Source organism: Sphingobacterium sp. HSC-15S19, from assembly GCF_050433745.1.
Taxonomy (GTDB): domain Bacteria; phylum Bacteroidota; class Bacteroidia; order Sphingobacteriales; family Sphingobacteriaceae; genus Sphingobacterium; species Sphingobacterium siyangense.
On record NZ_JBNPWQ010000037.1, the window covers coordinates 25,007 to 45,498 of the forward strand.

Genomic DNA, 20,492 nt, shown 5'->3' on the forward strand with positions numbered 1-20,492 from the left:
TTAATGGATTTTTTTTATATTTAGCAACTGAATTAACGAATAACAAATTTTTAGAATTTTTAATATGGCTATAGATAAAATCGCATTGTTTGAAAAAGTACAGGAAATGCTGACATCCAAAGGTTTTCGTATTGATAAATCAGATGCTGCACGCCCTTGGGGAGGATTTTTCGTTATCGACGAATCCCAAGCACAAGAATTTGCCGATGAGTACTTCGGCGGAATGGATGTACAAGAATTAAGAATCTCAGGGAAATTAAGTCCAAAAATTTTAATTGTTGCACCAGAGAAAAGACTTTCATGGCAATATCACCACCGTCGTGCCGAAATCTGGCGTGTTATCCAAGGTAACGTAGGCGTTATGGTTTCTGACACAGATGAAGAATCGGTTGTTTCAACATTGAAAGAAGGCGAAACGATTAGATTGCGTCAAGGGCAACGTCACCGTTTAATTGGATTGGATGGCTTCGGTATTTTAGCCGAGATCTGGCAGCACACAGATGCCAACAATCCTTCTGATGAAGACGATATTGTTCGCGTACAAGATGATTTTGGCAGATAATAGTCCCACAAGACCGTTACCGCCCAAACAAAGATTCCCAATCAACAATTGGGAATCTTTGTTTTTACCCCAAACATAAAGCGCCATAGCAGCCGATTCACTCTCCCTAATTTGCATTTCATCGCTTTTATCCAAGCTCCTCCACCCCATGTCCATTTCAGGTGTTCCATAACGCAATTCATTAGAAGAGAATATTAATTTTTATTATTTTAGTAGAGATATAATCAACTATGACATGATGAGCAACGACGATACTAAAAGAGGATCCAGTATATTAAACAGTCTGAAGAAATTAATTTTTGAGGACGATCAGCCGCAGCAAACTCCGCCGGCACAAGCCCCACCGGCTCCGACCACTAATGCCGCTCCTGAAAGACCGCAGGTACCACCGGCATATTCATCGCCGACGGTCCAGGCTCCAACTGGAAAAACACCGCCCCCAATCCCTATAACAGCCAATGACGGAACAACCGACCTCAAAGAAATGAAATTAAAGGTCTATGCCATTCTTGAAAAACTCAACGAACAGGGTGTAGATTTTTTCGAAGTATGGAATGCTGCTGCCGCAATGGGAAAAGTAGAGGAAAACACATTAAAAGCAGCCTATACTTCACTGAAATTTGTAGACAGGTCGTTAACCAAGGATAAACTGGTAGCAACTGGCACAAATTATGCTAATAAACTGAAAGAAACCATTGCCAAAGAATCGGAACAAAAACAGGCTGAAAAGAAAAAGACTGAACAAGACCGAACCATGGAGATTGCAAATCTGAACACTGAAATCAAAACAATAACGGATAATATCGCCAAATTGCAAGATGACCTACAGAAAAAACAACTCGCTTTGGGTCAAATTAATGAAAAGTACGAACCAAGAATTAAAGATATCGAACAAAAAATAAACATCGGCAACGCGGCCGTTGATGAAGTGGTCACCGAAATCAACACTGCATTGCATATGATTAATCAATCAATAACATAAAAATAAATCAATGGAAAGAAAAGATCAGTATGTTAATATTCCCGCTGAGATAAAAACGCAACTTCCGATATTTCAAGTACTGGGCGATCATCTGCCTGCACAATTAAAATCACCAGAAGCGAAGAAGACAGCTTCGTCGATCTTCTTTTGGGCACTTTTACTTGGTGGAGCCTTTGCTTTTTTCAAGTACTTACCGATTATGCTGGAATATGCCGGAAAAAGTATACTTTTTGTGATATTCAGTATAATCCTGATTACCTTATTATTGCTAGCCCCAAAGATCATTGCACTATTGCACCGATTGGGAACCGTCCTACTTTTTAAAGGTGAAAAATCCATCATTAGAAATAACCCTATCGAAACCTTACAACTGTTATCAAGAGATGCAAAAGACACCCTGAAACGCGTGAAGGAAAAAATCAGCAATGTAGACGGTGTCCGCATCGACATGATTCAAAGCGGTGAAACTGCTCAAAAAACAGCCGAAGAGAAGTACACCTATGCGAAACGTTTCACCGCTGAAGCGGCTAATCTCGACGAGAAATCAAAGGAGGAAACGAGCAAAAATAATGCAGAGAAGGCAAATGCTTATGCAAGAGATGCCAAAGAAACACGTACCAAAGCATTTCTATTGGGAAAAGAAGGTGAATCTGAAGAGCAAAATGCGCGCAGTTATGTCCAATATGCCAATCAATTTGCAAAAGTATTGGAAGTCCTAAAAGATAATGAAAGCGCAGCGCGTATCTATGTCAGCACCTTGGATAGCAGCATTTCCATTATTTCCAAGAAGCTAGAAGCCACTCAAAAGATGAAAAATGCCACCGATGGCCTAGCCGATGTGTTCAATATCAAAGATGGTTGGGCATTTCAAGAGGCCATGAATGCAGCAACAGGTGCCATCAGTCAAAATATTGCCTCTATCCGATCGAATCTTGATTTCTTGGATCAAAACAACAACATCACCGTGGGTGGCACGCCTACTCAAGGTGAACTGGAAGAGTTTATCCGCAAAGTTGACGAACGTAATCTAAATGTATTAAACGTAACGCAAATGGCCGATGCCAGCTATGAACTCAAACCCGAAGAAAAAGTAGATAAAGGATTTACATTACTCGATTAATATTAACTAAAATCAAACTTATTATACGAACATTATGGAAGAAAAATCAACATGGGCAAGATTAAGATGGCCAATCAAAGCAATTATCATCGCCTTACCTATTCTCGCAATCGGTTATTGGGCCATTCAATCGGGCAAATTTGATGCTAATTCGACAGTCCAAACAACAGATTCAACAAGCAATAATGGTCATGCGGCCGCACCTTCATCAGGCTCAGAAACGACTCGTTCATTCAACTATCAACCCGAAAAACCAGTCGACGGCGAATACAAGGGTGTCGTTGAAGTGGGCGCTTCGGGTTTCAATTCCTTTGTCGTCAATATGGACAAAGAAAATCGCTGGGAGATCATTTCCAAAGACTTTGGAAAGTCATTTGCCTACGAAGGATTGGCAAATACGGAAGACATCCGTAAAGGATTAAAAGATTATATAGGCATGATGCTCGACAAAGGCGTCAAATCCAAAAACATACATTTCGTCATTAGCTCCGGAGCTCAAAAAGAACCTAAAACTTCAGTTATCAGTGCTGAACTAAGAAAAATGGGCTTTGTGGTCAACTTGGTTACAGCGGAGCAAGAAGGAAAATTAGCGTTAAAATCTGTCCTACCGAAAGCTTACGAAGATAATTCATTTGTTGTTGACATTGGCTCCGGTAACACCAAAATTTCCTGGATTGACGGTGACACAAAATCGGTAGAAGCACCCGGTGCAAAATATTATGAAAAAGACCTTAAAGATGACGCTGTCTATACAGAAGTAAAAAAATTAGGCGAGAAAATTCCTTCAAATAAAAGAGAGGTTTGTTTTATTATAGGCGGGGTTCCTTTTGAACTAGCATCACAGACACGCCAAGGTGAAGAGCGTTTTACGGTTTTGAACGATCCAGCATCTTACAAAACAGATAAAGTAAAAACAAAGAGCGGTGTCAACATCTATAAAGCAATTAAAGATGCAACCAATTGCGACACCTTCGTATTTGATTGGGATGCCAATTTCACGATCGGATTCCTACTTTCACTAAACAAATAGTCAAGACGATTAGCATAAAAAAAGCGCTTTTCTCAATAAAAGAGAACAGCGCTTTTTTTTTGCAACCTTTTTTGTTATCCCATAAAACTCAAGAGATATAAAACAATAATGATCGCCAATACTAAAAAAGCGATTTTCCAAAAGCTATAAGGTCGTTGTCCATAAACTTTACCGTTAAATGCATTGACCATGATCTGATAACTCTTTCCTTTATACTGATATGCAGATAACCATACAGGTAAAAGAATATACTTCAATTTAATGGATTTAAAATCGCTATCAATAGAATCAATATCCTGTGTATCACCACCGATGTCATCCTCAACCTGACGTTCGATTTCCCGATCCATAATAGCCCGGGCAGTTTCCGCCGCTTTTACATGATCCACACTAAAAGTTTCAGCGATAAAGCCACTTAAATATTGCTCATTGAAAGGTTTTAGATAGCCCAAATTCCAAGGTCCGATTTTATCAGAGAACTTTTCGGGAAGAGATGTTGATCCCGAAATGACAATATCCTTAAATTGACTATAGATACTACCTGAAGCTGGATACCAATTTGTTCGTCTTTCTTCGTATTCTTCCGTCTCACCATCCGAATTGCGTCTTGTACGCGTCAAATAATAATACTCTCCACGTGACCCGACGTAATCAGAATGTACATCTGCATCATAGGACCAAAATGGTATATACACTCCTTTTAAACGATCATTTCTTGAATTAAAAATTCGCTTAAAGTCATTCGGAGCGAACCATATCTTACCGGCCCATTGTGTCAATAGCCCAAAAGCATTTTTGTAATCAACGGAAAAGGGAACAAGACCATGTGGCTTCACAATACGCTTTTGCTGATGGTCAATTACCAAAGGTGAAGCACAAAAAGCACATAAATCTGCCGTAACATGAGGATTCAAACGCGAGTTTGCGCCACAGTTACTACAATGCACAACTTCAGCCAAATAGCTATAGCGCTCATCAGCGACCCCTTCCATTGCTTGTCCAAAGACTTTATAATCTGTTGATTCAATATGGCCATTTTCCGCTATCGGGTCCGCTATTTCATTTCTAGTTCCACAATAAGAACATTCTAAATAGGAAGTACCAGGCTGATAAGTCAAGATAGCACCACAGCCCTGGCATTTTAACCCCTGCTCTATTTCGGAGGTTTTTTCTTCAAAACTCATAAAACTCGGTCGTGCGTTTTATCCTAAATTCCTGGTATAGGTGGCGGATTCTGCGAGAACAAGTCCTTTAATTCGCCTACCTTTTCAGCCTCAATCCAGTTTTCAAGGCCCTCTTTCCAAACCAAGGTGGCAAGTGTCATCGTCCCGTCTTTTATCAGACCGCGCAGCTGTTCCGGATCAAATGGCCCTTCCTGTTTACCTTTAATGGCCAGGTAATAAGCTACCGTTTTGGGCAATGGAGGCGGTCCTACAGGCCCTGAAGATGCAGCAGCAGATCCCGTACCAGTAGGATTATTCCCATCAAAGCTGTTTTGCTGAAATACATTGCCCATTTGACCAACCATTCCTGCTCCCAGTCCGGCACCAAATCCAGCACCTACGATCCCCCCACTATTGGGATTCTCAGCAGCTTTCTCCATGGAATTAGCGGCTTGAAACTGGGCATATGCCCCTAGATTACCAACGACTCCCATACTGCTTCGCTTATCAAGGGCTTTTTCCACCTCTTCTGGGAATGAAATATTTTCGATTAAGAATTTCGTTAAGCTCAAACCCAACTCATCAAAATCAACCCCAATTTTTTGTTGTATCAAAGCCGAAACTTCATCATAATTGGATGCGAGGTCTAAGGCTGGTATCTTCGACTCAGCAATAGCATCCATCCCACGCGATACCGCAATATTTCGAAGCTGCTCTGTGATATCTTCAACAGTAAAAACAGGCGTCGTCGCAACCAGCTGTTTCATAAAAACAGTAACGTCCTTCACCTGAAAAGAGAAATTACCGAAAGCCCGAAGTCGAATTGGTCCAAATTCAGGATCCCGCAGCATAATAGGATTTTTGGTTCCCCATTTCTGATTGACAAATTGTCGAAGGTTGACAAAATAGACATCGGCTTTGAATGGGCTATTGAACCCATATTTCCAGCCTCTGATGGTTGTCATGATCGGCATATTCTGTGTTGTCAATTCATAGCGACCAGGCTGAAAGACATCCGCAACCACGCCTTCATTCAAAAATACCGCAGCCTGTCCTTCCCGCACAGTCAACTGCGCACCCATTTTTATTTCATTCTGATACCGTGGAAACTTCCACACAATCGTATCTGTGCTATTATCGACCCATTCGATAATATCGACAAACTCATTCCTGATTTTATCAAATAATCCCATAAATTATTCTCGTTACAATTACTTACACTAAATGTAAACATTTCCCATCAAACCAGCAATTTTCTCCGGCGGCACGCAAACTATCGATATCTAAAAAATTTAGCCTTTTAAACTACTTATCGTAGTTTATTTTTTTTACTTTTGTTAGCTAAGTTCTACATTAATTTATGAGTACATATAACGAAGACAGCATTAGGTCCCTGGATTGGAAAGAGCATATTCGCCTTCGTCCGGGAATGTACATTGGAAAATTAGGGGACGGTTCGGCCTATGATGATGGTATCTATGTTTTATTGAAAGAGGTCGTTGACAACTCGATTGATGAGTTTGTTATGGGCGCTGGTAAAATTATTGATATCACGGTAAACGAAAATAAAGTTTCCGTACGCGATTATGGACGTGGTATTCCAATTGGTTCTGTGGTTGATGTTGTTTCTAAAATCAATACAGGTGGTAAATATGATAGTAAGGCTTTCCAAAAGTCAGTTGGTTTAAATGGTGTCGGTACAAAAGCCGTAAATGCTTTGTCCAGTCAGTTTACCGTACAGTCTTATCGTCAAAATATAACACGCATCGCCCAATTCTCCAAAGGGGAATTAGTCAACGATGAACAAAAAGATACCACGCAACGAAATGGTACAGCCGTAACATTTTACCCCGACGATTCTATTTTCCGGAATTATAAATATAGGCCTGAATTTGTTGAAAACATGATCTGGAACTATGTTTTTCTAAACTCAGGTCTTACGATCAACTTTAATGGGCAAAAGTTTATTTCTGAGCACGGACTAAAAGATCTATTGGAACGGAATATTGATGCTGAATCCATGCGCTATCCGATTATTCACTTACGGGGGGATGATATTGAAATCGCGATGACTCACGGCCAGCAGTACGGAGAAGAATATTATTCTTTTGTCAACGGTCAGCATACCACGCAAGGTGGAACACACCAGGCTGCCTTCCGTGAAGCGCTTGTCAAAACAATCCGAGAGTTCTACAAAAAAGAATTTGACGCATCGGATATTCGTTCATCAATCATCGGCGCCATCGCGATCAAAGTCCAGGAACCTGTTTTTGAATCACAGACGAAAACAAAGCTAGGATCTCAAAGTGTAGGCCCGGAAGGTCCTACTGTAAGAGGATTTATCAATGACTTTGTCAAAAAAGCATTGGATGATTACCTACATAAAAATCCGGCTACGGCAGATGCTCTTCAAAAACGTATTCTACAGTCTGAACGTGAACGTAAGGATATCGCCGGGATCAAAAAACTCGCCAACGAAAGAGCGAAGAAAGCCTCTTTGCACAATCGTAAACTACGTGACTGTAAAGTGCACTTCAGCGATAAAAATGAACGTAACCAAGAAACAACTTTGTTTATCACTGAAGGAGATTCGGCATCTGGTTCAATTACCAAATCGCGCGATGTGCAGACTCAAGCAGTTTTCAGTCTAAAAGGAAAACCGTTAAATTCCTACGGTATGTCCAAAAAGATTGTTTATGAAAACGAGGAATTTAACCTCTTACAACATGCACTTAATATTGAAGACGGTCTCGACGGGTTACGCTACAACAATATCGTAATCGCTACCGATGCCGACGTCGATGGAATGCACATCCGTCTGTTATTATTGACATTTTTCTTGCAGTTTTTTCCAGACCTTGTCAAGGCTGGCCACGTTTCCATCTTACAGACACCACTTTTCCGTGTCCGCAACAAGAAGGAAACGATCTATTGCTATTCCGATGAAGAACGACAAAAAGCAATCGCAAAATTAGGCGCTAAACCTGAAATTACCCGATTCAAAGGTTTAGGTGAGATATCACCTTCCGAATTTGGATTATTTATCGGAAAAGATATCCGACTTGACCCGGTTATCTTGTCCAAAGACAATAAAATTCAACAGTTATTAGAATATTACATGGGCAAAAACACACCAGACCGACAAAAGCATATTGTCGAAAATCTACGTGTTGAAGTTGACCTTGAAGAAGAACTAACAAAAAAAGCGGGTTAAAATAACCCGCTTTTTTAGCAACCTACAACCACCTTTCATGCACAACCAAACTTTAATTCTGATCCAATGTCAAGATGCCGTTGGATTAGTCGCCAACATTTCAAATACGCTAGCAAAATATCAACTCAATATTGTCACCATGCGTGAATATGTGGATGAAGAAGCCAACAAATTTTTCGTGCGTGTCGTGTGTAACGGTATCGTACCTGAGCAGAAACAGCTTTCCGACTCTCTTGCCGAAGTACTTCCCCCATCCGCTCAGATACAGATAAACCCCAATAACCGCAAAAAAATCGTCGTCCTCGTGACCAAGGAGCATCACTGCCTCGCCGATATCTTGGTACGACAACACTTCGAAACATGGGGAGCGGAGGTGCAGGCAGTAATTGGCAACTATGAATCACTACGCTCCTTTACGGAAAAGTTCGATATTCCATTTCATTGTATCTCACATGAAAACCTGACAAAGGAAACATTCGAAAAACAACTGATCGCACAAATCCAAAACTATAATTTCGATTATATTATTTTAGCGAAGTTCATGCGGATCTTGTCCCCTCAGTTTGTCAATACCTTTGAAAATAAACTGGTCAACATACACCATTCATTTCTCCCCGCTTTTATTGGTGCCAACCCGTACAAGCAGGCTCATGCAAGAGGAGTTAAGATCATCGGCGCCACAGCGCATTTCGTTACCGACCAACTCGATGAGGGCCCCATCATCGTACAGGATATACGACATGTCAACCACACCTATACTGTAAAAGATATGGTAACTGCCGGAAAAGAAATAGAAAAGGCTGTTTTGAGCCGAGCAATTCGTCTCCTTAGCGAAGATCGTGTGATGCGCAACGACTACAAGACAATTGTATTTGAATAGTGATTACAATCATTTCCCGATAAAACAATCGTTACTTTTTTTCAGCGTTATTCTCCATTATTTCGTAAAAGAAATATTTAAGAATGACGCATACTTTTCATATCCCCGTATTAGGCTTAGCTTTCTCCATCGACTCCGCACTTAAGGTCGCACAATACGGCATCTCCTCCGTAATGTCTATTGTTGACGATGAACTAATTGAGCGCATGCGCCGCTATTACTGCGGACAATATCAAATCTCCTATCATCCGATCGCTAAAACAGAAGAAGATTACCGAGCAAAAAGAATTACGGCCTATCTCAATCTTGTACAGTTTGTGGTCAATAGGCAAATCGAGGCCTTAAAGCGTCAACCTTTTACCGAAAATTCCGAACTTACCAAATATTTTCAGCTTCTACCCGATTCACACCCTTCAAAACCAATTTATCATGCGATGGAAATTGAAAGCAATCGCGCGATTAAAACCGAGCTGCAAGATCTATTGATCAATTACCTCAAAGCGGGAGACATCGATGTTAATATTATGTCCAAAGTCGATAAAATGAATTACCAGGATGGTAACCTATTGAATCAACGTTATTCGGATGCTTCAGCAGCCTTACGTGGTTTTGCAAATTCCACACTGCATTCCTCTCTTATTCTTTCCGCAGGGATGAATCCACACCTATACGCTTACCTCGCTAAATTACCGGCTTTCTTCCCAAATAGTGAAGGTCTATTTGACAAAAAAGTCGTTTTGAAAGTAAGTGACTTTCGATCGGCGCTCATCCAGGCAAAATATCTCGCTAAGCGTGGTGTATGGGTATCTGAATTCAGAATAGAATCCGGTTTGAACTGCGGTGGTCATGCCTTCGCAACCGATGGTTTTCTTCTGGGGCCAATCCTTCAAGAGTTTAAAGAGAAAAAAGAAAGTCTGAAAACCGAACTTTTCGAGATATACCACGAATATTGGACTTCCCAAAAGCGCTCATTAACAACTCCCCCCATCATCAAATATACAGTTCAAGGAGGTGTGGGAACTGCTTCAGAACATCAGTTCTTGTTAAATTATTATGAATTCGATGCCGTAGGATGGGGATCCCCATTTCTGATGGTTCCCGAAGCAACCACGGTAGATCAAGAAACCTTAAAAGCATTGGAAACGGCCAAGCAAGAAGACTTCTACTGTAGTGGGGCATCTCCCTTGGGAATTCCCTTTAACAATTTCAGAAAAAGTGGCGCGGAGTACCTACGATTGGAACGTATAAAAAAAGGGCGCCCCGGTAGCCCTTGTAAAAAAGAATACCTTATTTCGAACACAGAGTTTAGTGATAAACCGATCTGCACCGCATCACGCGTCTATCAACATCAAAAGATCCAGGAACTCCAAAAACAAAACCTGTCCGCTGCAGAATACGATAAAGCCTTCGACGCCATTACAGAGAAAACCTGTCTTTGTGAAGGGCTCGCAGCACCCGCCTATCTCAAGTACAATATCCAGAAGAGCAAAGAACAGACCGCTGTATCCATCTGCCCAGGCCCAAATCTTGTCTGGTTCAAAAAACAATATTCTTTGCGGGAAATGATCGACCACATCTATGGCCGTATTTCGGTTTTTGAAAATGACAACAGACCTTTTATTTTAATTAACGAACTCAATCTTTATATCGATCATATTCAAAAATATGTCGCAGACAATAAAAATATCATGAACGATAAAAAGATAAAATATGTAGCCAAATTCAAAGCACAATTACAAGCTGGAATAACCTATTACAACGAACTTACCCAACACTTATCGCTCATTCCACAAAACATCAGCGCAGCGATCCCAAGACAGCTTGAACTTGCATCACTACGTTTAAAAGACATACATATTTAACTCCCTGATATAGCTTAAAAACAAACACGGGGCGCTTAAATAAGCACCCCGTGTTGTTATCAAAGAATCTTTTGACAAGTCTTACTCCGCTATTTTGCGAAATTTACCAAATACGCCAAGTGGAAGTTTTGGTCCTGCAGTTGCTTGTAAAAACAACTCCCCTATTTCTAAGTTTTCCACTTTTGGAAAAGCCGTCTTAATTAAATTTTCAACAATAACAGAAGAAAAGCCTAATGAATACGTATTTAAAATCAAGAAATGTTCTTTAGGATCCAATAGTTGAACGACCTCAGTCATCATTTCCATAATGTGATCTTCCAATTTCCATTTCTCTCCCTTCGGCCCATGTCCGTATGCCGGTGGGTCCAAAATAATCCCATTATACGTATTACCTCTTTTCAGCTCACGTTTTACAAACTTCAAAGCATCTTCAACCACCCAACGAATGTTATCCAAATTGGAAATTTCCATATTTTCATTAGCCCAGGTAACAACCTGTTTAATCGAATCTACGTGCGTTGTATCCGCGCCGGCAGCCTTTGCTATTAAAGAAGCTCCACCAGTGTATGCAAAAAGATTTAGAACCTTCGGTTTCTCCGTCTTAAATGAACGAACAGATTCCGAAATATAATCCCAATTTACAGCCTGCTCCGGAAATATCCCGACGTGTTTAAAAGATGTCAAGCCCAATCTAAATTTGATTGCCACGTCGTTATTTTTATATTCGATGTGCCAACGGTCCTGAACCTTCGGATTTTTCTTCAACCATTCTCCAGAAGTAGCCGAACGACCTTTGAATTTGATATGGTAACGCTTGTTCCACTCCGCATCACTTAATGCCTTAGGCCATACAGCCTGAGGTTCTGGTCTGATTAAAATTAAATCACCGAAACGTTCCAGTTTTTCAAAATCACCACAGTCAATGAGTTCATAGTCCTTCCAATGCTGTGGGGTCAATAGTTGTATATTTGTTGCTGCCAAAATCAAAATTTTCCGACAAAACTAAGCTAAATTTCAATATAAAAGAAATCTGCACGATGCTAACGCAGATCAAACACCTAAAATTAAGCGCAATAAAACCCTCTTCTCACATGTTATTGCCCCATTGAAGCTTTAGCACTTTTCATTAATGGACTTGCAAAAACAAAGTTGTTCAATTCTTCCACATCCGATCGCATCATATCCTTATTGGAACCTTCCCAGAATTTTTGTCCCTTATAGAGAAACAAAATATACTCACCGATTCCCATCACAGAATTCATATCATGTGTAACAACGACTGTCGTACATTTCAATTCTTGCGTAATTTTTAGCACCAATTCGTCAATAACAATCGAAGTCTCCGGATCTAATCCCGAATTGGGTTCATCACAAAAAAGGTATTTGGGGTTCATACTAATTGCGCGTGCAATTCCAACCCGCTTTTTCATCCCCCCCGATAGTTCCGCAGGAAACAATTTATTTCTTCCCTCCAGATTAACCTGTTCCAGACAATGATTTGCCCGATCTAATTTCTCCGCTTTAGACATATCCGTAAACATGTCCAGCGAAAACATGATATTTTGTTCTACCGTCATCGAATCAAACAGCGCTGAATTTTGAAAAAGCATGCCTATTTCTTTTCGAATAGGAACGCGCTCTTCAAAATTCATCCGAGTAAAATCCTTGCCATCAAAAATCACCTTTCCTTTTTCCGGTTGATGCAGGCCCACAATACATTTCAATAAAGTACTCTTTCCGGAACCCGACCCCCCGATAATCAAACTCACTTTTCCAGGTTCGAAATTTGCACTGATACCCTTCAGAACGTGATTGTCTCCAAATGACTTGTTAATATCTTCGATTTGAATCATAAAATCTTTTTAAAGCATTAATGCGGTTATCACATAATCTGCAGCAAGAATAGTTATGCAGCCAACTACAACTGCTTCTGTGCTAGCTTGCCCAACTTCCAAAGCTCCCCCCTTCACATTATACCCTTTATAAGCTGATATCGAAGTAATAATAAACCCAAATACAACAGCTTTAACAAGGGCAACTGTCACCGTAAAACCATTGAAACCATCTTGAATTCCTAAAATATAATCCGCCTGTGTCACAGCACCCGAAAGTGACCCGCCCAACAGACCGCCAACTAAAGCGCATACGATGGAAATAATAACCAACATCGGAATCATGGTGATACCTGCCAATATTTTGGGTAATATCAAATAACCAGGGGCATTGATCCCCATAATTTCCAAGGCATCAATTTGCTCTGTCACACGCATGGATCCGATCTGCGAAGATATAGACGACCCAATTTTTCCCATTAAAACTAACCCCGAAATCGTTGGTCCCAATTCCAAAATATTTGAATCCCGGTTGATCGAACCAATAATAGAATTTGGGATCAAGTCCGAAACCATCTGAAAGGCAATTTGCATGGTCATAACAGCTCCAATGAAGGTAGAAATAATGACAATAAGTCCCAAAGATCCTATACCAATATCGGTCATTGCCAGTACGGTTTCCTTCCAATAAATTCGACCTTTCTCCGGTCTTTTAAAAACTGATTTCAGGAGGATGAGATATGCACCAATGTGATGAAAGATCATATTATCTATTTAATTTCAATGTATTACGCCAATTTTACGACTATACTAAACCAAGTAATCCATTAAAGGTAATTAATTCCAGCAAATATATAAACAAGCGAAAACCCAAAAAGTATACGAAAAACGAAATTACTTACCGATCAATTAGTCACATTTACCGATTTTTTATGTATAATAGCCTAAACATTCATACGGTATCTCTCAAAGCGACTTACTTTTGAGACATATTAACAAACGGAATTAGTTATGAATACACGAAGAATAACAACTGGTATCACCATTCTCTTTATAGGAGTTGTCTTATTATTATCACAGCTCAACACGATTTCTTTCAACTGGGTAGGTATTTTTAGATACTGGCCGCTGTTTATTGTCCTTGCTGGAATTCGTATGCTGGTACCCAAAGACCAACAGATTGGACAGTTTGTTGCCATTGGTTCTACCGTAGTGATTTTAGGTTTTTTGACTTACATAGGATTGTCGACACCAAAGGAATCGCTCGTTAATCAACTCTTAAAAAGTAAGACCCTTGGCGTTAGAGATAAAGATGATCCCAATGACAAAACAAACTATTCAACAGAAAAACTCAATGTACCGTTGGACGATAAAATTCATAGCGCTACCTTAAACCTCGATTTGGGGGCCACTTCATTAAGAAATGATAGTAGCACTACGACAGAAATCTTCTCGGCATTTAACACATCAAAAGAATATTTACTGGGCGTAACTGTACATGGAGAGTCCGCAGACAAATTAGATATCAACTTAAAGGGAAAATTCAAAAACAAGGATTTTAACAGCAAAAACAACAATACGTTCATCGCTTTAAACCCCAACATCCTATGGAATCTGAATTTTGATGTCGGTGCAATTGATGCCAAGTTGGATCTTTCACCCTACAAGATAGAAACATTGGATATCGATGCTGGAGCTACTAGCTTGAAGTTAAAATTAGGACAACCCCTAGCAACAACTAAAATTTCGATGGATGCTGGAGCCTCCTCTATTGAAATCGCCATCCCAAAAAATGCTGCCTGCCGCATTACAAGCGACAATGCATTATCCTCGACAGATTATGAAGGCGATTTCCTAAAAAGTGAAGGCGAGGTAAAATCGACGAATTACGATTCGGCCGCTCAAAAATTCGATTTCGACATCAACGGTGGCATCGCGTCAATAAAAATTAGAAGATATTAATTGACAGCCAATTTTTAGTCAAGAAAAGCTAACTTTGTGTTAGATATGGACACAAGTAATATGTTGACATTACCTGGAATCTATTGCAATTCCAAGGTAGATTATTCGAGATGGAAAACGAGGGAAATTCAGATCGGTGATATTCCCATGGGTGGCGGTAATCCCATTCGTATTCAAAGTATGACTACAGTAGATACAATGGATACGATGGGTTCGGTTGAGCAGACCATCCGAATGGTTGAGGCGGGCTGCGAATACGTTCGAATTACCGCTCCTAGTATTAAAGAAGCACAAAATTTAGCTAACATAAAAAATGAACTTCGCAGAAGAGGCTATAAGGTCCCTTTAGTTGCTGATATTCATTTTACACCAAATGCTGCCGAGGTTGCCGCTCGTATCGTCGAGAAAGTAAGAGTCAATCCTGGTAACTATGCAGACAAGAAAAAGTTTGATCAGCTATCTTATACCGATGCAGAATACAAGCGTGAGTTAGAGCGCATCTATCAAAAATTCACTCCGCTCGTAAATATCTGCAAAGAAAATGGTACCGCCATGCGTATAGGTACCAACCACGGCTCACTGTCTGACAGGATCATGAGTCATTACGGCGACACCCCCGAAGGGATGGTCGAATCTGCCATGGAATTTATCCGGATGTGTGAAGATCTGAGTTTCTACAATCTCTGTATCTCAATGAAATCATCCAACCCACAGGTCATGGTCAAAGCCTACCGATTGCTGGTCGAAAAAATGGTTTCCGAAAACATGAACTACCCCCTACATCTCGGTGTAACCGAAGCTGGAGACGGTGAAGATGGTCGTGTAAAATCTGCCGTTGGTATCGGAACACTTTTGGAAGATGGACTGGGTGATACTGTACGTGTATCGTTAACCGAAGAGCCTGAGCGGGAAGCCCCAGTCGCCATAGCACTTGTCAATAGATACAGTAAAAGAAAGGCAAACATCGAGAGTCAGCCCAAACAAGAGATTGTTCAGCTCTCTCCAGAGACACCAAATGTTCCTTATGCCAGCCAGGAAGTAAATACCTTTATCGGAGGCTCTTTGGTACCAAGGATTGTGGTCGACATTTCTAAAGAAAATCTGAAAGACGCTCAGATCCTTTCCAAAGTTGGCTATCGCTATGATATCCTATTAGATAAATACCACATGGGTGAGCAGTCTGTAGACTTTGTCTATCTCGCAGACAATTTGCCATCCTTTACGATGCCGGCAAATCTGAAGCAAGTATATAACTATAACACCTGGTCAAAACTTACCGATCAAACTAATATTCATCCCCTCTTTACCTTAGACGAATTCGTAAAGTCGGACAACAAGGATAAAGTCCTGAATATGGTCAAAATCTGTAATTCAGATTTGTTAACCCCACTGTTTGAATCTTTACAGCTTGACAAAACTGTCGTATTTATAGTAGAAACCGATTATTTTCACGGTATGGCAGATCAAAGACAGTTCTTTCGAAACCTACAGGAAATCGGTATCGATAATCCTGTCATTATCAAACGTTCTTATTTGGAAGAAGATTTCTCAGGACCCATTGGTGATTTTATGAATCCCGAAGAACCTATTTCAAAAATACAGCTGTACGCCTCTACTGATCTAGGAGCATTATTAATCGATGGTTTGGGTTCAGGAATTTGGATTGACTCTCCGGCAACAGCATTGGAAAACATCGCTTCGCTTTCTTTCGGAATTCTACAAGCAACACGATCCAGAATATCCAAGACAGAATATATTTCCTGCCCAAGTTGTGGCAGAACTTTATTTGATCTCCAAGAAACCACGCAGATGATCCGAAGCCGTACCAATCACTTAAAAGGCTTAAAAATTGGTATCATGGGCTGTATCGTTAATGGCCCTGGAGAGATGGCCGATGCTGACTATGGTTATGTTGGGGCGGGGCCTGATAAAGTGACGCTATATAGAGGTCAGCAGATCGTTAAGAAAAATGTGAGTTCTGCACATGCCTTAGACGAATTGATCAAGATCATTCAAGATGATGGACTGTGGATCGAAGAAATACAACAAGACTAAAATTAACAAATCAAGTTTAACATAAAACAGCAAAGGGAATCATTTGATTCCCTTTGCTGTTTTATGTTAACGCGTAAACTTATATTACAAGCTACCTTTTTATCGAAATATGTTACCTTCTTATCGAACAGAAAATCTTTTCACCACAGTTTCTGAACCAGCGACTACCCGTACAAAGTAAAACCCTGTCGTTAATTTTCCGCCATGCTCAAAGGAAAGATTTTGAATTCCTGAATCTAAGTTGCCATTCATTAATTGGAGAATCTCATTGCCCAATGCATCCATTACTTTAATAGAGACACTCGACGATTTTGCCAATTTAAAAGAAAGATTTATTTGCTCCGCAATCGGATTATAGAAAACCTTCACATTATTGATAAGTTTCTCTGTGTCCTTGATGTTGTTGTCTTCCCCAAATGCCTCAGTACCGTCCCAAATATGTTGCGAAATAGTATGGTCATAAGGAGACTTTGCATACACCCGAGTCATCCCGCTGCACAATGTCAGTGCGGATAAAAGTGTTAAACAAGCTGCTTTAAGTAGATTTCTCCCCATAGTGTTAAATTAGACTTCAAATACTGGTTACGGTTTAATCAAATATAACGCTAACTATTTGAATTATCAACAACAAAGTTAGTATTTTGTTTAAAAGTTTTTCAGCAAATAGATTCATTCTAAGTTTCTTTTAACAAATTTTAACAGCTCTTGCGCATGTCAAAGTAAATGCTAAAATTTGGCGCAGGAAATGTACCTACTTAAAGTACAGGCAAAAAGTATATTTTTGCAGTATATTTTGAAATAAAATAATTGATAAATGGCAGACAACAGTCATCACAACAGTATCAATAAGGTGAGTTTCGCCGGATTATTGATCAGTTTAGGAATCGTTTTTGGAGATATCGGAACTTCTCCATTGTATGTTTTCAAAGCAATCATGGGACAAGGAGCCATTCAAAAAGACTTAGTCTTGGGCGGGCTATCCTGTGTTTTTTGGACACTGACCCTCCAGACAACAGTAAAGTATGTTTGGATCACTCTCCGGGCGGACAATAAAGGTGAAGGTGGTATCCTATCCCTTTATTCATTGGTACGCAAGCGTGCCCCTTGGTTAATTTTTCCAGCGATGATCGGTGCGGCGACCTTATTAGCCGACGGAATGATCACCCCTGCCATCACAATATCCTCGGCTATTGAAGGTTTGGATCTCAAATTCCCAGGATTACCTACAGTACCTATTGTAGTTACAATTATCTCCTTATTGTTTATTATTCAACGATTTGGAACATCCGTTGTAGGAAAGGTTTTCGGTCCATTAATGACCATCTGGTTTTCCATCATCGGTGTAATTGGTTTATCTCATCTTCACCTCGCACCGGAAGTGATGAAAGCAATCAACCCTTACTATGCCTTCCATATTTTAATTACTTACCCCCATTCACTATTATTGATCGGTGCAGTATTTTTATGTACTACAGGCGCCGAAGCATTGTATTCGGATATGGGACACTGTGGTAAAAACAATATCCGTATCAGCTGGATCTACGTAAAAATCACACTTATACTAAATTATTTCGGGCAAGGAGCCTGGTTATTAACACAGGAAGGACGTGTTCTAGGGGGTGAAAATCCGTTCTATTCAATCATGCCCGATTGGTTTATCGGTTACGGTATCGCTATCGCAACGATCGCAGCGGTCATCGCCAGTCAAGCCATGATATCTGGCTCTTATACCCTAATTTCGGAAGCAGTACGTTTGAATATATGGCCTAAGGTGGCTATCCGCTACCCCAGCGAACATAAAGGACAATTGTATGTACCATCCATCAATTTAATTTTATGGGTCGGCTGTATGATCGTCATCTGGGTATTTGAAGAATCAAGCCGAATGGATGCAGCCTATGGGCTTGCGATCAATTTAACGGTATTGATGACCACAATCTTAATGGGATACTTCCTCGCTATGAAAAAGGTCAATCGCGTGCTTATTGCGGTATTTTTGGTTGCTTATTTTGTTATTGAATTAACGTTCTTAATAGGAAATGGTGTCAAAATAGCGCATGGTGGTTGGTTAACCTTGATGCTTGCCACTGCGTTATTTGGAACAATGTATTGCTGGTACACGGCGCGAAAAATTAAAAATCGTTTCGTTAACTTCATTAACATCAACAAATACTACCCAATTATCTCCGAATTGAGCGAGGATAAATCGGTTCCTCCATATGCATCACATTTGGTGTATCTGACAAGTGCAAATTTCAAATCCGAGATAGAGGCTAAAATTATTTATTCAATTATTAATAAAAAACCAAAACGTGCGGATGTATATTGGCTCGTCCACGTTGATGTGATGGATCATCCACATACAAAAGAGTATTCGATCGATCAGCTTATCCCGGGTAAGTTAATACGCGTTGATTTTAAACTTGGCTTTAGAGAAGAACAGCGCATCAGCTTGCTGTTCAGAAAAGTAGTTGAGGAAATGGTAAAAAAAGGTGAAATTGATATTACCAGTCAATACGACACTTTACGTAAACACAATATTCCAGGTGACTTTAAGTTTGTTGTTTTGGAAAAAGTACTCTCCAAAACCAACCAAATGACATGGATAGAGAAGGTAATTATGGACATCTATGGTTACCTCAAAAAAATGAGTTTGTCCGAAGAAAAAGGTTTCGGTTTAGATTCCAGCTTCGTTACAATTGAGCGGGTTCCACTCAATTTTCCTCAGACTTCAGAGGTCCATCTCATACGGAAAGATTAATACTCCTCAAGGTGATGCCCAAGCATCACCTTTTTTATTCAATAGAATTGCATTACTTTTGTTGCAAATAATACATCATGGCAGACGCTAATCCAAAAAAGAAATTACACCCTAGAAATAGACATCTCGATAACTATAATTTTGAAGAATTGAGCAAAGTCGAACCTTCGCTCAAAGATTTTGTTATAGAAAATGCTTATAACGTAAAATCCATCGATTTTAACAATCCCGATGCTGTTAAAACGTTAAACAAGGCGCTTCTAAAAAAATATTACCACATTCAACACTGGGATATTCCCAAAGAGAATCTTTGCCCCCCTATCCCGGGCCGAGCAGATTATATTCATTACATCGCAGACGTGCTTGCAAGGGATAATAATGGTGAGATTCCAAAAGGTGGAAATATCCATATACTCGATATCGGTGTTGGTGCAAATTGTATCTACCCCATCATCGGGCATCAGGAGTATGGATGGAGCTTTGTAGGATCTGAAATTATCAAGAGCGCATACAAAAATGCAATCGAGATAACACGGACAAATATGAGCTTAAAAAAGAGTATACAAATCCGTCTACAAAATAACCCGAAAGCCATATTCAAAGATATTATCCTTCCAGGTGAGAAATATGATGTGGTAATCTGTAATCCCCCATTTTTTAGCTCTCAAACCGAGGCTTTACAGCAGTCAATCCGTAAGACTACAGGCATTAAAGAAGCTAAAATAGACGAAAAACCTGTCACACAAGCATTTTCTGGACAAGGAAGCGAGTTGTGGTGTGATGGTGGTGAAAAAGCTTTCTTGTCACGCATGATCTTTGAAAGTCAATTTCACAAAGATCAAGTAAAATGGTTCACAACATTAGTTGCTCACCGCGAAGACATTCGCTTTCTACAACACAAACTAAAGAAAATAAGTGTAAAAGAGACCGAGGTGATCCGCATGGAACAAGGCAATAAGGTAAGCCGAATCCTTTTGTGGAGATTCTAATACGTCCACGATATTCAAAGAAAAGGAGCTATCTTTTATGCAGATAGCTCCTTTTCTTTGAACCATTATTGTACGACGCT

17 protein-coding genes are annotated in these 20,492 nt (G+C 40.0%); 11 read left to right on the forward strand and 6 right to left on the reverse strand.

Annotated features, from left to right (window positions below; translation table 11 throughout):
- The first annotated feature begins 64 nt into the window (after positions 1-64).
- The 4 genes from L1283_RS23375 to L1283_RS23390 all read left to right on the forward strand — a co-directional run bounded on the left by L1283_RS23375 (position 65) and on the right by L1283_RS23390 (position 3,694).
- Entirely contained in the window at positions 65-562 is a 498-nt protein-coding gene (locus L1283_RS23375) for a cupin domain-containing protein (protein ID WP_046671961.1), read from the forward strand.
- 235 nt (positions 563-797) lie between these two features.
- Entirely contained in the window at positions 798-1,544 is a 747-nt protein-coding gene (locus L1283_RS23380) for a hypothetical protein (RefSeq protein ID WP_145327950.1), read from the forward strand.
- 10 nt (positions 1,545-1,554) lie between these two features.
- A complete protein-coding gene (locus tag L1283_RS23385; RefSeq protein ID WP_088162938.1) occupies positions 1,555-2,664 on the forward strand; it encodes a hypothetical protein in 1,110 nt (369 codons plus the stop codon).
- A gap of 34 nt (positions 2,665-2,698) precedes the next feature.
- Entirely contained in the window at positions 2,699-3,694 is a 996-nt protein-coding gene (locus L1283_RS23390; protein WP_145327949.1) for a hypothetical protein, read from the forward strand.
- Between the two features lie 74 nt (positions 3,695-3,768).
- Here L1283_RS23390 and L1283_RS23395 read toward each other — a convergent pair whose 3' ends face one another.
- Positions 3,769-4,878, reverse strand: a complete 1,110-nt coding sequence (locus L1283_RS23395; protein WP_145327948.1) for a zinc finger domain-containing protein — start codon at positions 4,876-4,878, stop codon at positions 3,769-3,771.
- A 23-nt stretch (positions 4,879-4,901) separates the two neighbouring features.
- Positions 4,902-6,050, reverse strand: a complete 1,149-nt coding sequence (locus L1283_RS23400; RefSeq protein WP_286848462.1) for an SPFH domain-containing protein — start codon at positions 6,048-6,050, stop codon at positions 4,902-4,904.
- A 167-nt stretch (positions 6,051-6,217) separates the two neighbouring features.
- Here L1283_RS23400 and L1283_RS23405 point away from each other — a divergent pair, with 167 nt between their 5' ends.
- The 3 genes from L1283_RS23405 to L1283_RS23415 all read left to right on the forward strand — a co-directional run bounded on the left by L1283_RS23405 (position 6,218) and on the right by L1283_RS23415 (position 10,813).
- Positions 6,218-8,071, forward strand: coding sequence for a DNA topoisomerase IV subunit B (locus L1283_RS23405; protein ID WP_075994179.1), 1,854 nt, complete (start codon positions 6,218-6,220; stop codon positions 8,069-8,071).
- A 37-nt stretch (positions 8,072-8,108) separates the two neighbouring features.
- A complete protein-coding gene (gene purU, locus L1283_RS23410; RefSeq protein ID WP_145327945.1) occupies positions 8,109-8,951 on the forward strand; it encodes a formyltetrahydrofolate deformylase in 843 nt (280 codons plus the stop codon).
- 83 nt (positions 8,952-9,034) lie between these two features.
- The gene (locus L1283_RS23415) at positions 9,035-10,813 is read left to right on the forward strand and encodes a hypothetical protein (protein WP_145327944.1); all 1,779 of its coding nucleotides are present in this window, start codon (positions 9,035-9,037) and stop codon (positions 10,811-10,813) included.
- A gap of 81 nt (positions 10,814-10,894) precedes the next feature.
- On the opposite strand, the gene L1283_RS23420 is transcribed toward L1283_RS23415, so the two are convergent.
- The 3 genes from L1283_RS23420 to L1283_RS23430 all read right to left on the reverse strand — a co-directional run bounded on the left by L1283_RS23420 (position 10,895) and on the right by L1283_RS23430 (position 13,410).
- Complete coding sequence (locus L1283_RS23420) at positions 10,895-11,800, reverse strand: class I SAM-dependent methyltransferase (protein WP_145327943.1); 906 nt, start codon at positions 11,798-11,800, stop codon at positions 10,895-10,897.
- A gap of 107 nt (positions 11,801-11,907) precedes the next feature.
- On the reverse strand, positions 11,908-12,666 hold the full coding sequence (locus L1283_RS23425; protein ID WP_145327942.1) for an ABC transporter ATP-binding protein: 759 nt from the start codon (positions 12,664-12,666) through the stop codon (positions 11,908-11,910).
- A gap of 9 nt (positions 12,667-12,675) precedes the next feature.
- A complete protein-coding gene (locus tag L1283_RS23430) occupies positions 12,676-13,410 on the reverse strand; it encodes an MlaE family ABC transporter permease (RefSeq protein WP_046671950.1) in 735 nt (244 codons plus the stop codon).
- A gap of 246 nt (positions 13,411-13,656) precedes the next feature.
- On the opposite strand from L1283_RS23430, the gene L1283_RS23435 reads away from it, so the two are divergent.
- Both L1283_RS23435 and ispG read left to right on the forward strand, forming a co-directional pair.
- Positions 13,657-14,607 carry a LiaI-LiaF-like domain-containing protein gene (locus L1283_RS23435; protein ID WP_286849951.1) on the forward strand — a complete coding sequence of 317 codons (951 nt, stop codon included), beginning with the start codon at positions 13,657-13,659 and terminating at the stop codon, positions 14,605-14,607.
- Positions 14,608-14,652: 45 nt separating this feature from the next.
- On the forward strand, positions 14,653-16,662 hold the full coding sequence (ispG, locus tag L1283_RS23440; RefSeq protein ID WP_286849952.1) for a (E)-4-hydroxy-3-methylbut-2-enyl-diphosphate synthase: 2,010 nt from the start codon (positions 14,653-14,655) through the stop codon (positions 16,660-16,662).
- A gap of 120 nt (positions 16,663-16,782) precedes the next feature.
- Here the strand turns inward: ispG and L1283_RS23445 are convergent, their stop codons facing one another.
- The gene (locus L1283_RS23445) at positions 16,783-17,217 is read right to left on the reverse strand and encodes a T9SS type A sorting domain-containing protein (protein WP_083663760.1); all 435 of its coding nucleotides are present in this window, start codon (positions 17,215-17,217) and stop codon (positions 16,783-16,785) included.
- A gap of 259 nt (positions 17,218-17,476) precedes the next feature.
- Between L1283_RS23445 and L1283_RS23450 the strand changes: the two genes are divergently transcribed.
- A complete protein-coding gene (locus L1283_RS23450; RefSeq protein ID WP_088162949.1) occupies positions 17,477-19,423 on the forward strand; it encodes a KUP/HAK/KT family potassium transporter in 1,947 nt (648 codons plus the stop codon).
- 77 nt (positions 19,424-19,500) lie between these two features.
- Entirely contained in the window at positions 19,501-20,412 is a 912-nt protein-coding gene (gene rlmF / locus L1283_RS23455; protein ID WP_088162950.1) for a 23S rRNA (adenine(1618)-N(6))-methyltransferase RlmF, read from the forward strand.
- The last annotated feature ends 80 nt before the right edge of the window (positions 20,413-20,492 follow it).

Coding starts and splice junctions, on each gene's coding strand:
- L1283_RS23435 (WP_286849951.1), top strand. CDS start 13,657: ATGAATACACGAAGAATAACAACTGGTATCACCATTCTCTTTATAGGA.
- L1283_RS23405 (WP_075994179.1), top strand. CDS start 6,218: ATGAGTACATATAACGAAGACAGCATTAGGTCCCTGGATTGGAAAGAG.
- L1283_RS23395 (WP_145327948.1), bottom strand. CDS start 4,878: ATGAGTTTTGAAGAAAAAACCTCCGAAATAGAGCAGGGGTTAAAATGC.
- L1283_RS23380 (WP_145327950.1), top strand. CDS start 798: ATGATGAGCAACGACGATACTAAAAGAGGATCCAGTATATTAAACAGT.
- rlmF (WP_088162950.1), top strand. CDS start 19,501: ATGGCAGACGCTAATCCAAAAAAGAAATTACACCCTAGAAATAGACAT.
- L1283_RS23450 (WP_088162949.1), top strand. CDS start 17,477: ATGGCAGACAACAGTCATCACAACAGTATCAATAAGGTGAGTTTCGCC.
- purU (WP_145327945.1), top strand. CDS start 8,109: ATGCACAACCAAACTTTAATTCTGATCCAATGTCAAGATGCCGTTGGA.
- ispG (WP_286849952.1), top strand. CDS start 14,653: ATGGACACAAGTAATATGTTGACATTACCTGGAATCTATTGCAATTCC.
- L1283_RS23415 (WP_145327944.1), top strand. CDS start 9,035: ATGACGCATACTTTTCATATCCCCGTATTAGGCTTAGCTTTCTCCATC.
- L1283_RS23375 (WP_046671961.1), top strand. CDS start 65: ATGGCTATAGATAAAATCGCATTGTTTGAAAAAGTACAGGAAATGCTG.
- L1283_RS23430 (WP_046671950.1), bottom strand. CDS start 13,410: ATGATCTTTCATCACATTGGTGCATATCTCATCCTCCTGAAATCAGTT.
- L1283_RS23385 (WP_088162938.1), top strand. CDS start 1,555: ATGGAAAGAAAAGATCAGTATGTTAATATTCCCGCTGAGATAAAAACG.
- L1283_RS23390 (WP_145327949.1), top strand. CDS start 2,699: ATGGAAGAAAAATCAACATGGGCAAGATTAAGATGGCCAATCAAAGCA.
- L1283_RS23425 (WP_145327942.1), bottom strand. CDS start 12,666: ATGATTCAAATCGAAGATATTAACAAGTCATTTGGAGACAATCACGTT.
- L1283_RS23445 (WP_083663760.1), bottom strand. CDS start 17,217: ATGGGGAGAAATCTACTTAAAGCAGCTTGTTTAACACTTTTATCCGCA.
- L1283_RS23400 (WP_286848462.1), bottom strand. CDS start 6,050: ATGGGATTATTTGATAAAATCAGGAATGAGTTTGTCGATATTATCGAA.